The sequence below is a fragment of the uncultured Tateyamaria sp. genome, from assembly GCF_947503045.1.
In the GTDB taxonomy this organism is placed as follows: domain Bacteria; phylum Pseudomonadota; class Alphaproteobacteria; order Rhodobacterales; family Rhodobacteraceae; genus Tateyamaria.
In genome coordinates this window covers 1,411,209-1,426,990 of the sequence record NZ_CANNCF010000001.1, presented here as the reverse complement: position 1 = coordinate 1,426,990, position 15,782 = coordinate 1,411,209, and the positions used below count along the sequence as shown (strand labels likewise).

Sequence of the window (15,782 nt, the reverse complement as noted above, 5' to 3'; positions counted from 1 at the left end):
TGTCCTTTCAGATCTATTCAGCGGCGGCGCGACCTGCGCCCATATAGAGTTTTTGTATGTCGACAAACGCCCCGTCCGTGAGGCGCGCGCGCATGGCCTCCCACGGGTCGGGATTGTCCTTGATACTGTCATACCAGCCATGCGGGCAGACAAATTGCTCGATCCCCTCTTCGGTGTCCGAACGCATCCAGCAAAAGGCGAGGTTTTCGTCCGTCACATCGACAAGGCGCAACTCAACCCCGGGGCCCATCGGGGCCTTGGGCAAGGTGCGCAGCAAATCGAGCTTCATCATCTCAAGCACGACATCATCCAGATCATGGCTCGCCAGCAGCAGCTTTTCGCGAATGGAGGGCCAACCGAAGGTCAGGCGCACCGCCAGCTTGTCGCCCACGTCGCGCGCGGCTTGGGGGGCCTTGGCGCCATAGCTGCGCTCGAACAGGTCGGTCACGACATCTTCAAGCTCGATATAGCGGGGCATGTCGGGTGCCGGCATCGCAGCGATCCACTGGCCGCGCCCGGCATCGAGATAGTTGAACTCGGGCTGCAGTCGAAAGCTGCGCTCACACGACCCGCAGGTCGCGTCCTGAAACTTGTCCGCAAGGATGGCGTCGCGAAAGTCCGGGCGGCGGTCGGCATTGACGCTGCCCACCGCTTCGACGGTCACTTCGGCCTCGCAATCGGGGCATTTGACGATGAGGGGATGGAAAAGGGACATGCGATTATTCCTTATGACGGCTTATCAAGGCGTTCGAGCCACGCAGCAGCGGGGTGCGTGTCCTTCAGCTTGCCGGAATGATAGGCGGCGTAGAGTTCTGAGAACCATTCGCCCGGTGCGCGGAACTGGTAGCCGGTCATGCCCTTGGAGCGGGCGGAGAGCTGATAGCTGGTCCATTTGCCGGTATAGCTTTCCTGATAGACGACTCCGCCGATGGCGACCCGTTGCGCAACCGAGTTGCTGGCCCAAGGGCTGCGCGGTTCGCGTACCTGGTTGAGCCACGTGGCAAAAGTGACGCGCCGCCCTTCCCATTCCTCGGGTGTGCAGCCCTGGGGTTGGGGTGTGCCGGGGGTGACTTCGGCCGGGGTCGTGGCGGTGGCCAGTTTTTGCGACATCGCCTGCTGGATATAGCGTTTGTCATATTTGAAATGGGCCGCGAGGACCGTCGCGATTGGATCGACATTGGCGCCATATTCGGTCCAGCCGCCATAGTCCGGCCCGTTCTGGTTCTTGTTCATGAACCCGTGCTGGTCATCGACCGCGTGGCCCACCTCGTGCAGGGTGTTCCAGCTGAAGAAGCTGACGGGTTCCTCGTTGGCAGGCTCGCAGCCGGGATCGACCGTGCCGACCTCGGCTTCGGCCCCGAACGTATAGGCCGATGACAGGGCCGCATCGCCTTCGCGCATGACCACGTCCTTGGCCGAACCGCTGTAATAGGACCCCTGCCCTGACTCGATTTCGGTAAAGACACGCATGCTGTCATTGTCCGCCGTCGCATTTGGCGGCAGGTCCGACATGATCTCGTAGAACCGTTTGATGTTCGGCCCGTCCTGCGCGCCTGCGGCGATGGGGTTGTTGGGATTGCCAGCGGCATCGACCCCGGCAAAGTTCTGCAGGGTGCAGCCAAAGCGCGCCTCGAAGGCGACCTTGAGTACCGCGCGTTGCGCATCGGGTTCCAGCGCGTCAATCATCGCATCAAGCTCGGCGTCGCCGCCGGGCCCGTCGAGGATTTTCTGGATGTCGGCCGGCGTGGGCGGGGTGTTGTTGCGCATCTCGGCCAGCACAAGGGCGCTGTGGCCAATCGTTTCCACCTCTTTGAGAAGGGCCACCGCCGGGATCGGATCGTAGGCTTCGGACAGGCGCGCGGCCTCTTCCAGCTTGCGCCGGATCGCTTCGATATTGCTTTGGATCGCATAGCTGTGGTCGTGCTTTTCCAGCTCGGCCAGCCGCGGTTCGACCTCGGGCTTGGCGCGCAGGGGCACGTATTCGGCGTGCGCGTCCAGCTTGGGACCCATTTCGAGGAGGTTGGCCATCACGGTCTGCAAATCCGCCGAACAGCCCGGCAGGGCCGCGAGGTTGACCGCGCGCGACGAGATCACACCGATCTCGGTCTCTGCATCCTTGAGCGGCGTGTCGAGATAGGCCGCCTGCGCATGAGTGCGGTGTTTCGCGATCTGCGCGCGTGCGGCTTCCAGCGCGCTTTCCAGCAGCTGGTTCTGGCTGATCACATTGCCTGCCATCGCGATCAGATCGAGCGCCTTGCGCAGCCCTTCGGTCTGGGCGGCGGGGGCGGCGTTGTCGTCGCTGGCCGTGGCAAGGGCGGCCTCGGCATCGGTGAATTCCTGCGTGGCGATGTCCGCGCCGTCACGGGCGCGCTGCACGACAAGGGCGGCCTTGGCAGCCCCGATATGGAGAAAGTTCGGACCACTGGTTTCAGAGGCGCTGTCACCCAGAGCATCCGCAATCTCTGTGCAGGTTTCGGCAAAATCCGCCTCCGAAATGCACTCGGTCGCGCTTTTGGTGACCTCTTCCATCATGGTTTGCGCCCGCGCCGCGTCCCCCTCTTTGGCGATGGTTTCGGCAGCGGTGTATTTGTCGCGCAGCAGTCCCAGCATCGTTTCGATGGCGATGCGTTGGGGATGTGCTTCGGCGGCGGTCAGCTGTTTCAGGGCTTCGGCCTGTGCCGGGCCATAGGTCGCGTATGCGTCGGCCTGCGGGATAAAGGCCAGCACCTCGGCCTTGAGCGCATCCATGCGCTGCGTGGCGATCACGTATTGCGGCTCCGTCCCCAATGCGACGGCCGCAGTATACCGTTCCTCAAAGGCCTTCAGGCGATCCTCGATCCCGGGTGAGCGTTTGGTCACCAGCGTATCAAGGGCCGCACGCGCGCCCTGCTGGGCGGTGTCATAAGGCCCGGCAAGGGCCAGCGCGTCGATCCCAGCCTGAATGGACCAGTAGAGCTGGTTGGTGATGTTCCACGCCGCGCCATAGGCCCCTGACGCAAGGCAGGCCTGATGATCGGCAATCAGCTTGTTGGTTTCGGCCAGCGCTGGCGCCACAGCCGCTTGCCCGCCCTGGATCTGGGCAATCCGGTTGGTCACCCAGTTGGTATAATTCGCATCTATACGGATACAGTGCTGTCCGTCCTGCATGGTTGCGGTCGAGACGGTCGATCCTTCGATCCCCTTGGACTGGGCCGCCTTGAAGTCCTCGTTCGCGATGTCCGTCGCGATATCGGTCTGGAACTGGGTCAGGCGCGCCATCCGGGCGGCCATCAGGGTCTGCACATTAGCGTTGCCTGTGTTGATGAGGGCAATCGCGGCGGCAATATTCGCCAGATCCGTTTGGATCGCGGGCGCATAGATTGCGGCGTTGATCTCGGCCTGATGGCCGCGCTTGGACGCCTCCTGCAGCTTGGCCTCGGCGGCGACAAAGTCGAAACCGGGCGCTTTGGCCAGCGTGTCGGCCTCGGTCAGCAGCACCTTGCAGGCATCAATCGCAGGCTTGATGCAGTTGTCGAGATTCAGCGGCGGCAGGGTTGTGTCGATCAGCGTCTTGGCTGTTGCGTAGTGGGTGGCAAAGGCCGCATGGGCGAGGATCTTGGGCTGCAGCGCCTGCAGGGCCGCGATGCCTTCGTCCAGCTTGGCGCGCAGCACGGTGGCATCGGGGCTGCCCTTGGCTGCCTCGACTTTGGCCGCATCCACAGGCACATCCGCAGCCGTCAGGGCAGCGGTGAAGGTGTTGGTGGTATCGAGTGCGGCGACCGTGGCGCGCATGGTGGTGTAGACCGCGAGCGCGGCGGGAAAATCAGTGCCCGCCCCGTCCAGCGCCCCGGTGTCATGCTGGGCATCAAGGGCGTTTTGGGCGTCAGCGGCGGTCTTGGCCTCGTTGGCACGCGCGGTGGCGGCGGCGACATTGGCCTCGGCGCCGGGGATGTTCTTGGCCACGGCCTGGGTGGCTGCAAGGGTCATCAGCGCCTCGGCCTGTGCGATGCCATCGGCAGTGCCGGGCAGCGCCTTGACCGTGTCGATCAGGGTCTGGGCGGTGGCGCGTTTGCCATCATAGACGACATAGGCATCTGCAATCACCTTTTGCGCCGTCCAGTCGCCAGCGGCGGTGCGTTGCAGCAGTTGGATGGCAGTCGGGAACTTGGTCGCTGTGGCCTCTGTGACCGCTTGTGCGCGGTCGGCTTTGCGGGCCTGAAAGAACTCTTCGATCGCGACGCGACCTGCATGGGGGTCCAGAATGGCCAGTTGCGCATCAAATGCCGTGAGGGCCGCCGTGTAGGCTGCAGCCGACTGCAGGATGGTGTGGATGGTGGCAAATTCCGAGCTGAGCGCCTGCATCTTGGCAGCGGAGCCTGCATAATCATTGGTGTTGGGATATTCGGCGGCTGTCGCCTCGGCCTTGAACTTGTCGATGGTGGCCTGCAGCGGCGCGCGGTCTGTGGCCGGCGCGTTGTTGATCTGCTGGATGTACCAGGTCACGTTGCCGAACTGCGTGGTATAGCGCTGGCGCCGTTCGTCCAATGCGCGGCGGCGTTCGTGCAGCACCGGGATCTTGTCGAGCTTGGCCACGCCATCGCTGTATTTGGCCGCCGTCGCATCGGTTTGCGCACCTGCAAAGAGGGTGTCGATCTCGGTCTTGAGGTCGTCGATGGCGGCATCCCCGGTCAGGGCGGCAGGTACGGGATTGTTCACCAGCGTCGTGCGATGGGCCAGCACCGCGTTGTAGTGGGCCAGATCGTGGGCCTTGTCCTCGGTCGCGGCGCATTCGGCCACGAGGGGCGACACCTTGGCCAGAGCGGCGGCAAAATCGCCACCCGTCGCGTCCGTATCGGCGGCGGTTGCCTTGCCTTTGATCGCGGTGATCTCTGCCGCAATCGTCGCATCGCCCGCCTGCGCGTGGCGTTCCAGCGCGGTCATTGCCTTTTGATAGGCGGCCTTGGCCGCTTCGAACTTGGCCTTGTCGGCATCGACGCCGGGAGCTGGTGGTGGTGGAGTGCCACCGCCACCCGCCATGGCGGGCTGTGCAGTGAGATAGGCCTGATAGGTGGTCGCCATCTTGGCGCGCGCGGCCTCGAGCAGCTTGGTCGCATCCGCCCAGCGCTGATCGGTGACAGAGGCGGTGATGGCCGTGGCAACCTGTTCCAGCTTGGCGATGTCGGCCCATTTGGCGTCCTGCAGCGTGGCAAGGCGGGTGTCGAATTCGGTCTTGGCCGGAGCCAGCGCATCCCACATCTCGCGGTTGCGTTTAAGGATCGCGCGCTGTTCCCGCACCACCTCTGCAAGGCGCTCGATCTTGGTTTCCAGCTTGTCGAGATCGGCCTGTTCGTCAGCATCGATGATCCCGTCCTGCAACGCTTCGGAGCGCAGCGCGTCATGTTGTTCGGTGAATTTCTTGATCGAGGCCTCTGCCAGCTGGATGTCTTGGATTTTCGGGTTCAAGGCCACGATCTTCTCCCTGTCTCAAAATGGTGAAGGTGACCGAAAAACCCGGATCCCTGGTGATGGCCCGGCGGTCAAAAACAAAATGGGTGCGCAAAAACGGCCCCGAAAGATCGGAACAACGCGCTGTGTGAGACCCAGCCTAGGCGAGGTCGCGCCGAAATGCCAAGTCCGTATTTCATTACTCGGCGCCCCCTTGACCCATGTTCGGCGACTGCGCGATAGTGGAGCCATTACAAATCAAGGATTTGTCATGTTTCGCTTCAGTTGCTGCGTGCTGCCCGCCCTTGCCGTGACGGCGCACGCTGCCCTGGCGTGCAGTACCCCGTCACTCCAGACGGGTCCGTCTGTCACACCCCAAACCCCGAGGTTCATCATGTCCGCAGGTGCCACCGATCCCGCCACGCAATTGCAAGGGACCTGGACGCTGACCAAGGTCGGAGACGCGCCGGTGCCGGATGGTATGACTGCGACAATGTCGGTCAATGCCGGGCAAATCTCGTTCGATCTGGGCTGCAATACGATCAATGCGGTGCCGATGTTTGGCCCCACATTTGTGCGCTTTCGCGACGTGGTAAGCACCAAGATGGGCTGCCCGCCCGATGTCGCTGCCCTTGAGGCGCAGTTGATGGATGCGCTTGGCCGCATTGATGCAATGCAGGTGGGTGTGGGTGATACGCTCAGCTTTTATGACGGGCTGAACGCGATCCAACTGGGCGCGCAGCGCGCCGCTCCCTGATCGGCGGTGCCCTTAACTCCGATCACTTAGGCGATGCGCCGCACGCCGCTGGCAGCATCAAACACATGCGCCTTGCCGGGCTGGATCGAGAACCGCAGTTCAGAGGCATTGTTGGCCATCAGATGCACCCCCTGCAGGCTGGCGGTCAGCGCCTCGGACGACCCCGCCAGCCGTCCGTGCAGCAATGTGTTTGCCCCCAATGGCTCGGCCATCTGCACGGTCAGGCCGATGGCCCCCGCATCATCAGGCACCAGATGTTCGGGCCGGACGCCCAGCTTGACCGGTCCATCGGGCCCTGCCCCGTCGGCCACCGGTTGACCGGCGAGCAAGACCTTGCCTCCCTTCACTTCGGCCTCGACAATGTTCATCGCAGGGCTGCCGATGAACTGCGCGGCAAACAGGGTGCGCGGGGTTTCATAAACCTCAAGCGGGGTGCCGATCTGTTCGGCCACACCGGCATTCATCACGATCATCCGATCCGCCATGGTCATCGCCTCGACCTGATCGTGCGTCACATATAGCGAGGTGATCCCCAGCTTGGACTGCAGTTCCTTGATCTCCAGGCGCATCTGCACGCGCAGCTTGGCATCGAGATTGGACAGCGGTTCGTCAAAGAGGAACACCGCCGGTTCCCGCACAATGGCGCGACCCATCGCCACCCGCTGACGCTGACCACCGGAGAGCTGCTTGGGCTTGCGATCCAGCAGCGGTTCCAGCTGCAACAACTTGGCCGCCTCGACGACCTTGGCATTGATCTGATCCTTGGGCAGGCCCGCGATCTTGAGGCCGTAACCCATGTTCTGGCGCACCGACATGTGTGGATAGAGGGCGTAGTTCTGGAACACCATGGCGATGTCGCGGTCCATTGGTTCCTTGTCATTGGCGCGTGTGCCGCCGATCAGAACATCCCCCGCCGTGACCGTTTCCAGCCCCGCCACCATGCGCAGCAGCGTGGACTTGCCACAGCCCGAGGGGCCGACAATCACGATGAATTCGCCATCTTCGATGTCAGTGTTGATGCCGTGGATCACGTCCGTGGGACCAAAGCTTTTCTTGACGTCGCGCAGGGAAACCGTTGCCATAATTTACTTCTCGCTATCGACGAGGCCGCGAATAAACAGCCGTTGCATGCTGACGACGACGATCACCGGGGGGATCATCGCAAGGATGGAGGTGGCCATGATCACCGGCCAGTCCGCCACGTCATCGCCCGAGGGGAACATCTGTTTGATGCCCATCACGATGGTGTTCATTTCAGGGTCGGTGGTGATGAGCAGCGGCCAGAGGTACTGGTTCCAGCCATAGATGAACAGGATCACAAACAGGGCCGCGACGTTGGTGCGGCTCATCGGGACAACGATGTCCCAAAAGAATTGCATCGGCTTGGCGCCGTCCACCCGCGCGGCCTCGGCCAACTCGTCCGGGATGGTGAGGAAAAACTGGCGGAACAGGAAGGTGGCGGTGGCCGAGGCGATCAGCGGCATGATCAACCCGCCATAACTGTTGAGCATGCCAAAGCCAGCCACGACCTCGTAGGTCGGTACGATGCGCACTTCGACCGGCAGCATGAGCGTCAGGAAAATCATCCAGAAGAACAGCATCTTGCCCGGAAACTTGAAATAGACGATCGCAAAGGCCGACAGGAGCGAGATGATGATCTTGCCCACGGCGATCCCGATGGCCATCACAAGGCTGTTGAACAGCATTGTGCTGACAGGCACATTCACCCCCGAAAACAGCGCCTTGGAGTAGTTTTCAACCAGTTGATCACCGGGCCAGAGTGGCATGGGCGGGCGCACGATTTCAGGCTGCGTCACGGTCGATGCGACAAAGGCGAGCCAGATCGGAAAGAAGATGACCAGCACGCCCGCAATCATCATCACATGGGTCAGCCACAGGCCCGAGCCACGCTTTTCCACCATGCCATGCACTTCGCCCACCATCAGTAATGCACCCGCTTTTCGATGAATTTGAACTGGATGATGGTGAGCGCGCCCACGACGATCAGCAGGATCACCGATTGCGCCGAGGATGAGCCGAGGTCCTGACCCACGAACCCGTCCGAGAACACCTTGTAGACCAGCACCGTTGTCGATTGCTGCGGCCCGCCAGCGGTGATCGTGTGGATCACGCCGAAGGTTTCAAAGAAGGAATAGACCACGTTCACGACCAGCAAAAAGAACGTGGTGGGCGACAAGAGCGGCAGCACAATGGTCCAGAACCGCCGCCAGAAGCGTGCGCCATCAATCGCCGCCGCCTCGATCACAGAGCGCGGCACGGCCTGGAGAGCGGCAAAGAAGAACAGGAAGTTGTAGCTGATCCGCCCCCAGGCCGAGGCGACGACAACAAGGCCCATCGCCTCGCCCCCGTTCAGCACGTGGTTCCAGTCATAGCCAAGCTGGCCCAGATACCACGACACAACGCCGACGCGGGTGTTGAACATGAACAGCCACAAGACACCCGCAATGGCCGGTGCCACAGCGTAGGGCCAGATGAGCATGGTGCGGTAGACCCCCGATCCCTTGATCAGCCGATCCGCGATCACGGCCAGAAACAGCGCCGGGATCATCGAGCAGAGTGTCACAAGGATCGAAAACACCGCCGTCGTCACGAAAGACGCGCGGTAGAATTTGTCCCCCAGCAGAAATTCGAAATTGCCCAGTCCGACATATTGCGAGGACAGGCCAAACGGGTCGGGAATGAACAGCGACTGCCAGATCGCCTGCCCTGCGGGGTAGAAAAAGAACACGGCCGAGATCACGACCTGCGGCGCAATCAGCAGCAACGGCAGCAGCCAGCCGCGAAACGTGACGCGTTTTTCCATATCTGTGCCCCCGGAAATTCAAAAGGCAGGCCCGGGATGTCGGGCCTGCCTTTACAGTGTTTAGCGGTTGGCCGCTTCGAACCGGCGCAGCAGCGCGTCGCCGCGTTCCTTTGCGCTGTCCATCGCCTCCTGGGCGGTCTTGTCGCCGGACCAGATGCCTTCGAGTTCCTCGTCGATGATCCCGCGGATCTGATCGAAGGAGCCCAGACGCAGGCCCTTGGAATTGGCCGTTGGTTCCTTGGCCGTCATCTGGATCACAGCGATGTCTGTGCCGGGGTTCTGTTCGTAGAACCCGGCAGCGCGGGTGGCGACACCCGCTTCGGCTGTGATCGGCAGATAGCCGGTGTTCTGGTGCCAGGAGGCCTGAACATCAGACGACGACAAAAAGCTCAGGAATTCGCCCACGCCCTTGTATTCGGCGTCTTCATGGCCCGACATCACCCAAAGCGAGGCACCGCCAATGATCGTGTTTTGTGGCGCGTTGCCGACACCGTCCCAATAGGGCAAGGGGCGCACGTCAAACTCGAACTCTGCCTCGGAACTGATGCCCGCATAGCCCGCCGAGCTTTCGGTAAAGAGCGCGCATTCGCCCGCCCGGAAGTTTGCACCACCTTCGTTGCGACGGCCTGTGTAGATGAACTTGCCGTCCTTGGCCCACTCACCCATCGCCGTGAGGTGCGCGATCTGCGCCTCACCGTTCAGCATCAATTCGGTGTCCAGACCGGCAAAGCCGTTGTCTTTGCTGGCAAACGGCACGTCATGGTAGGCCGAGAAGTTTTCGAGGTGGATCCAGCTTTGCCATGCGGTGACAAGGCCGCAGTCCTCGCCGCCCGCCTTCAGTGCGTCCAGAGTCTCGCCAACCTGTTGCCAGGTGGAGAGGTCCGTGTCGGGATCAACGCCCGCCGCCTGCATCGCGTCGCGGTTCACCCAAAGAACGGGCGTGGACGAGTTGAACGGCAGCGACAGCATCTGGCCATCGGTCGAGGTGTAATAGCCTTTGACCGCGCCGATATAGGCGTCGGGATCAAAGCTGGCACCGCTTTCGGCCATGACTTCGTGCACCGGTTTGATCGCACCGCCGGCGGCCATCATGGTGGCTGTACCAACTTCGAACACCATCAGGATGTGGGGCTGTTCACCCGCGCGAAAGGCCGCGATCCCGGCGTTCAGCGTTTCGGAGTAGTTGCCCTTGTGGCTTTCCACCACGACATAGTCGCTTTGGCTGGCGTTGAATTCCTCAACCTGCGCTTTCACCAATTCGCCCAGACGGCCTGTGAATGCGTGCCAGAATTGCACTTCGGTTTCAGCCATGGCCGCAACCGGCGACAGCATTGTGGATACGGCGAGTGCGCCGAGTACTGATTTCTTCATGTTTCCTCCCATGCACCGGAACGGTGCTTTGTCCTATTGATACGCCCGGGGTAATGCCCGCGTGTAACTGTTCTGTGACCTCCCGACGATACACCGGGATCACTTTAGTGCAAGCCTGCAAACGGCATCGCAAAACGTCTGGGTTTCAGTGGCTTAGAGGTAAGCCGATTGGTCACGTCGGGGGAACGTATCGTCAGGCAGGACTCGATTCGACGGGATGGAGGTGGCGATCGGCATGGTTGAGCGCACTCGCAACCCTGCCGGGAAGATGCTGGCGCGGCCTGAAATCCGGAGCAGCCCGACACATCATGATGCACGCGGATTCGGATGGGTGCGAAAACGGGGCTGGAACAGCTGCCATGCTCGGCAAAAACCACAGCGAAAAAAAGCCGCAAGCATCTGATTTTTTGGAATAATGGTCGGAGCGAGAGGATTCGAACCTCCGACCCCCTGTACCCAAAACAGGTGCGCTACCAGGCTGCGCCACGCTCCGACCGTGCGCCCCTCTTAGACTTGGTTTTCTGATTTGAAAAGACCCATCACGCTTTGAAAAATACATGTGGCCCTGGATGCTGCCGGAAATGCGGGAAAATTGGCGTGGTCCCGGTGCCTGATCCCCCTATCGCCGGGTGCGGGCGGTCAGCAGGGCCAGGCCGCGTCGCTTTGGGCAAAGCTGGGGTGGCGCAACTGGTCGCCGATCTCGATGCCCAGGGTGCGCGCCAGCCCACCGTTGATTTCCAGCACATGGGTCAGCCCGTCGCCGCCGAAAATCGGGGTTTCATCCAACGGAATGGCGCGGTGATGGATGTTGCGGATCACGCCGGTCGCATCGACAAACAGCATATCAAGCTCGATCAGCGTGTTGCGCATCCAGAATGACAAGGTGCTGGGGCCTTCATAGACGAACAGCATCCCCGCCGCTGTCGGCATGCTGGGCCGGTTCATCAGCCCTGTGGCCCGCTCGCCCGCGTCATCGGCGATCTCGACAGAAAACCGCGCCTGCCCAAAATCACCCTTGATCCAGACAGTCTCTGCGCTGCATTGCGCCCAGAGGGGGTTTGCGAGAAGCGTGAAAATACCGGCCAGCGCCAGTTGATAGAGTGCGGTCACGACCCTTGGTCTGGGGTCAGTCATCGCCGCGCTGTGTGATCGCTGATTCCCAGGCCTGCACTTCGGCGGCCATGCGCCCACGTTTGCCGTCGATCACGCGCAGGGCCAGCGCCTCGCCGGGGGCCAGATCGGACAGGCCGGAGCGGCGCAGCACCTCGACATGCAAGAACACGTCCTCGGGTGCGCCAAAGATATTGGCAAAACCAAAGCCCTTGCCCTTGTCGAACCATTTGACGCGACCGGGTTCCAGCGGCGCATTCGCAACCGCATCCTGATCCAGCTCGGCAATGTCGGCCAGCGGCTCGTTCTCGGCATGGGCGGGTGGTTGGATCGCAAGCACTTCAATCGCCTGAACGCCGCGGTCGGTCTTTTGGATGCGGACATTGACCTCTGCACCATCAGCGACCGAAGACTGGCCGAAATTGCGCAGAACGTTCACGTGCAGCAGGATATCAGGGCCCTCGTCAGAGGACACGATGAAGCCGAAACCTTTCACCGGGTCGAACCATTTCACCGTGCCTGACACGGTGTCAGGGTGTTCCAAAAACTCTGACACGCCTCATCTTTCTGCGTTTTATGTGTCTCGTCCTAAGACTTGCGCTATTTCGCACACCATTTTCAAGCGGTTAAAGTTACTATTTTTCAGCCCTTTGCATTTCACGTCGCATGAAATTCAGGGGGAAAGTCTCAAAATTGACCATTGCGCGCCCGGATTTTCCCGACTCCAGCGGAACCTGTCATGCAGCCGGAACGCGCCATCAGCCCAGAATTCGATCTCGACCGGCGTGATCCGATAGCCCCCCCAGAACGGCGGGCGCGCGGGGCTTGTTCCGTGCTGGGCCGTGACTTTGGCGACCTTGGCCATCAGGGTGGCGCGGCTGTCCAGCGGCTGGCTTTGGGCCGACGCCCAGGCTCCCAGCCGCGACTTCAGCGAGCGCGAGGCATAATAGGCATCCGCCTGCGGCCCGTCTTCCTTTTCCACGTGCCCGCGCACCCGCACCTGACGGCGCAGCGACTTCCAGTGCATCACGAAGGCGGCCTTTTCGGCGTGGTCCAGCTCGCCTGCCTTGGCGCTTTCGTAATTGGTGTAAAAGACAAACGCATCATCCTCGACCTCCTTGAGCAGAACCATCCGCGCGTTCGGCATGCCGCTCGCGTCCACCGTGCTGAGGGCAATCGCGTTGGGGTCGTTGATCTCGCTGGCCTCGGCCTCGGCCAGCCACTGGCGGACAAGGACAAAGGGATCCTCGCCTGCAAATTTGTCGTCCCGATCCGCCATTGTCATGCTCCTTGTCACCCTTGTCCTTCAGCTAGCGGTGCGGCGGGGACTGTTCAACCGTGTCGCGCTCTCTTGATGCGCATAAGGCAATGGCCTAAAGCTGATCGCAAGAAACAAGGGTACGGGTGGGCAGTTAAATGGCAACAGACCTGATGGCAGGAAAGCGAGGCCTTATCATGGGTCTGGCCAATGACAAATCCATTGCATGGGGCATTGCGCGCGCCTTGCATGGCGCGGGTGCGGAACTGGCGTTCTCATACCAGGGCGATGCGCTCAAGAAACGGGTCGATCCATTGGCGGCACAGCTGGACAGCGACATCGTGCTGCCTTGCGATGTGGGGGACGAGGCGTCGATGGACGCGCTCTTTGCCGATCTCAAGGACCGCTGGGGGGGACTTGATTTTCTGGTCCACGCCATCGGCTTTTCCGACAAGAACGAGTTGCGCGGGCGCTATGTCGACACCAGCCGCGACAATTTCACCATGACCATGGACATCTCGGTCTATTCCTTCACCGCCGTGATGGCGCGCGCGGAAAAGATGATGAACGCAGGCAGCAGCGCGGTCACCCTCACCTATTACGGGGCCGAGCAGGTGATGCCGCATTACAACGTGATGGGCGTGGCCAAGGCCGCCCTTGAGGCCTCGGTCAAATACCTCGCCGAAGATCTGGGCAAGGACGGTATCCGCGTCAATGCGATCAGCGCGGGCCCCATCAAGACACTGGCCGCCTCCGGCATCGGCGATTTCCGCTACATCATGAAGTGGAATGAATACAACTCGCCCCTGCGCCGCAACGTAACCATTGAGGACGTGGGCAAATCCGCGCTGTATCTGCTGAGTGATCTGTCCAGCGGCACCACAGGTGAAAACCTGCACGTGGATGCAGGTTATCACGTCGTCGGCATGAAGGCGGTGGACGCGCCGGACATCGCCAAGGGCTAGGGCCTTGCGCGTCTGGGAGCGATAATCAAGTCGAGACTTTGCTGCCCTCGACTTTCAGGGTCGTTTTGGCACCCGAACGTTCGGCGACCTTCTTGACCGCTTCCTTTTGCTGCTTGTTGTTGCTCTTTTCGATGTGGAAATCGATTATCCCCAGAACCACGCGGGTATTGGGCTGGAACAGCACGTTGTTTTTGGCATTTCCCCCGATGTGAATGTGATTGAACTTGGGAACATCCTTGTCCTTGGGTCCGGTGCGCCCCGGTACCCCGGTGGCGATCTGGACAAGTGCCTGGGCTAGCTTGGCGTCGGTACCGACCAGCTCCTTGCGGGCGGCGCTGTAGCATTCGACCTCGGTCACACCTGACAGTGGCTCCGGCTCAGGCGCAGCCTTGGGCGCTGGCTCGACATCATTGTCGTCTTGATCGTCCTCTTCCTTGCCTATGGCCTTTTCCAGTTTGACGATCACGGAAATGATCTTGGTCAGGGCCGCGCGGATCGATTTGTAAGCGTTTTCTTCCGGCAGAGCCGGTGGCTTTTTCTGCATGTCGTCGTGGAACCTTTCCACCTCCGTCATGATCTTGCGAAAAGCCAGACCGGTATCCACGATCTTCTGGGCATTCGGGCTTTTCTTGTGGGTTTTTAAGTGCGTGGCGAGGGTCGCCATCTTGCTTTTTGCCGCTTTGCCATGGGTGTAAAGCTGTGCAACCATGTCGTCGGATGCTGTTGCCATGTCTGTCCTCCTGAAACATGCAATGGCGCAGAGCTAGCACAACATCTGATCGCAAAATATACACAGGTTGTAACGGCTACGTGCACCCTTCCTTGCGCCGCGCCGTTGCGCTATCAGACCGCAAGAAAGGAACCACATACCATGAGCCTGACCCTCGCCGACCTCATCGCCTTCAATGTGGTTCTTATGGCGGCGATTGCCGCCCCCGGTGCGGCGCTTCTCTATTTCATCAAGACGACAGTGGCCTCGGGACGGGTCGCGGGCATGCTGACCGGGCTAGGGCTTGGCACGGCGGCTGCGATGTGGACACTGGCCGCGCTCCTGGGTCTTGAGGCTGTTTTCACCTTGCTCCCCTGGATTTACACGGCGCTGAAAATCGGCGGTGCGCTGTATCTGATCTGGATCGCGATCCAGACATGGCGGCATGCGCGCGATGCACTGGGTGAGGCCCCGATGCCAAAGGGCCGCGCCATCCTGTCGGGCATGCTACTGAACTTTGGCAACCCCAAGTCGATGCTCTTTGCCGCCGCCGTGATCGTGGTGGTTTTTCCCAAGGGTCTTGCCCCGACCGATATCGCCGTGATCGTGATCAATCACTGGGTGCTCGAACTCCTCTTTTACACCGGGCTCGCGCTTGCGCTCAGTACACCTCATGTCCGGCGCGCCTATCTCAGCTTCAAACCCGTTTTTGACCGCATTGCCGCCACCCTGCTGGGTGCGCTGGGTCTGCGCCTGATCCTGGAGAAATAACCATGTCCGCCCAAGACCAAAGCCGCCTGCCCCATGAAAAAGGGTTTCACGTCAGCTGGGACCAGATGCACCGCGACAGCCGCGCTCTGGCATGGCGTCTGGACGGGCAAGGCCCGGATGAGGGCGGCTGGCGCGCTGTTGTGGCCATCACGCGGGGCGGCATGGCGCCGGCAATGATCGTGGCGCGCGAGCTGGACATTCGCACGGTTGATACGATCAGCGTCAAATCCTACCATTCAGGCGGGGGCAAGGCCGACGAGCGGCGCGATGCCGAAGTGCTCAAATCCCCAAATGCCGAGATGATGGGCGACGGCACCGGCATCCTGATCGTCGATGACCTGGTCGATAGCGGCAAGACGTTGGAACTGGTGCGCAGCCTCTATCCCAATGCTCATTTCGCCACCGTCTATGCCAAACCCTCGGGCGAGCCGCAGGTCGACACGTTCATCACCGGCGTCAGTCAGGACACGTGGATCTTCTTCCCGTGGGACATGGCCCTGCAATATGTTGAACCCTATCGCGGCACGGACTGACGCCTAAAAGACAGATTTCATGCCTCCGGCGGGCATATTTGACGAACAATGAAGCACTGG

Annotated in this window: 14 protein-coding genes and 1 tRNA gene; 4 read left to right on the top strand and 11 right to left on the bottom strand. The window is 61.2% G+C overall.

Going from position 1 to position 15,782, the window contains the following annotated elements:
* Positions 1-13: 13 nt before the first annotated feature.
* Entirely contained in the window at positions 14-715 is a 702-nt protein-coding gene (locus Q1A89_RS07190) for a CpXC domain-containing protein (protein WP_299725357.1), read from the bottom strand.
* 11 nt (positions 716-726) lie between these two features.
* Positions 727-5,448 (bottom strand): hypothetical protein, encoded by a 4,722-nt coding sequence (locus Q1A89_RS07185; protein WP_299725355.1) that lies wholly within the window; start codon positions 5,446-5,448, stop codon positions 727-729.
* Positions 5,449-5,818: 370 nt separating this feature from the next.
* Here Q1A89_RS07185 and Q1A89_RS07180 point away from each other — a divergent pair, with 370 nt between their 5' ends.
* Complete coding sequence (locus tag Q1A89_RS07180) at positions 5,819-6,181, top strand: META domain-containing protein (RefSeq protein WP_299725353.1); 363 nt, start codon at positions 5,819-5,821, stop codon at positions 6,179-6,181.
* 26 nt (positions 6,182-6,207) lie between these two features.
* On the opposite strand, the gene ugpC is transcribed toward Q1A89_RS07180, so the two are convergent.
* From ugpC to pdxH, 8 genes are all read right to left on the bottom strand, one after another.
* On the bottom strand, positions 6,208-7,263 hold the full coding sequence (gene ugpC, locus Q1A89_RS07175) for a sn-glycerol-3-phosphate ABC transporter ATP-binding protein UgpC (RefSeq protein WP_299725351.1): 1,056 nt from the start codon (positions 7,261-7,263) through the stop codon (positions 6,208-6,210).
* A gap of 3 nt (positions 7,264-7,266) precedes the next feature.
* On the bottom strand, positions 7,267-8,103 hold the full coding sequence (gene ugpE, locus Q1A89_RS07170; RefSeq protein WP_299726148.1) for a sn-glycerol-3-phosphate ABC transporter permease UgpE: 837 nt from the start codon (positions 8,101-8,103) through the stop codon (positions 7,267-7,269).
* Positions 8,104-8,123: 20 nt separating this feature from the next.
* The gene (gene ugpA, locus Q1A89_RS07165) at positions 8,124-9,005 is read right to left on the bottom strand and encodes a sn-glycerol-3-phosphate ABC transporter permease UgpA (protein ID WP_299725349.1); all 882 of its coding nucleotides are present in this window, start codon (positions 9,003-9,005) and stop codon (positions 8,124-8,126) included.
* A 60-nt stretch (positions 9,006-9,065) separates the two neighbouring features.
* Positions 9,066-10,376, bottom strand: coding sequence for a sn-glycerol-3-phosphate ABC transporter substrate-binding protein UgpB (gene ugpB, locus Q1A89_RS07160; protein ID WP_299725347.1), 1,311 nt, complete (start codon positions 10,374-10,376; stop codon positions 9,066-9,068).
* A gap of 416 nt (positions 10,377-10,792) precedes the next feature.
* Positions 10,793-10,869 (bottom strand) — tRNA-Pro (locus tag Q1A89_RS07155).
* A 146-nt stretch (positions 10,870-11,015) separates the two neighbouring features.
* Positions 11,016-11,510, bottom strand: coding sequence for a DUF192 domain-containing protein (locus Q1A89_RS07150; protein ID WP_299725345.1), 495 nt, complete (start codon positions 11,508-11,510; stop codon positions 11,016-11,018).
* Positions 11,503-12,042: a cold-shock protein gene (locus tag Q1A89_RS07145; protein ID WP_299725343.1), complete on the bottom strand. Its 540-nt coding sequence runs from the start codon at positions 12,040-12,042 to the stop codon at positions 11,503-11,505. The genes Q1A89_RS07150 and Q1A89_RS07145 overlap by 8 nt, the downstream gene beginning before the upstream one ends.
* A gap of 117 nt (positions 12,043-12,159) precedes the next feature.
* Complete coding sequence (gene pdxH / locus Q1A89_RS07140) at positions 12,160-12,771, bottom strand: pyridoxamine 5'-phosphate oxidase (protein WP_299725341.1); 612 nt, start codon at positions 12,769-12,771, stop codon at positions 12,160-12,162.
* A 131-nt stretch (positions 12,772-12,902) separates the two neighbouring features.
* Here pdxH and fabI point away from each other — a divergent pair, with 131 nt between their 5' ends.
* A complete protein-coding gene (fabI, locus tag Q1A89_RS07135) occupies positions 12,903-13,709 on the top strand; it encodes an enoyl-ACP reductase FabI (RefSeq protein ID WP_299725339.1) in 807 nt (268 codons plus the stop codon).
* 25 nt (positions 13,710-13,734) lie between these two features.
* Here the strand turns inward: fabI and Q1A89_RS07130 are convergent, their stop codons facing one another.
* Positions 13,735-14,418: a hypothetical protein gene (locus Q1A89_RS07130; RefSeq protein WP_299725337.1), complete on the bottom strand. Its 684-nt coding sequence runs from the start codon at positions 14,416-14,418 to the stop codon at positions 13,735-13,737.
* Between the two features lie 162 nt (positions 14,419-14,580).
* Between Q1A89_RS07130 and Q1A89_RS07125 the strand changes: the two genes are divergently transcribed.
* Together Q1A89_RS07125 and gpt are read left to right on the top strand one after the other, a co-directional pair.
* Positions 14,581-15,189, top strand: a complete 609-nt coding sequence (locus Q1A89_RS07125; RefSeq protein WP_299725335.1) for a LysE family transporter — start codon at positions 14,581-14,583, stop codon at positions 15,187-15,189.
* Positions 15,190-15,191: 2 nt separating this feature from the next.
* A complete protein-coding gene (gpt, locus tag Q1A89_RS07120; protein ID WP_299725333.1) occupies positions 15,192-15,722 on the top strand; it encodes a xanthine phosphoribosyltransferase in 531 nt (176 codons plus the stop codon).
* The last annotated feature ends 60 nt before the right edge of the window (positions 15,723-15,782 follow it).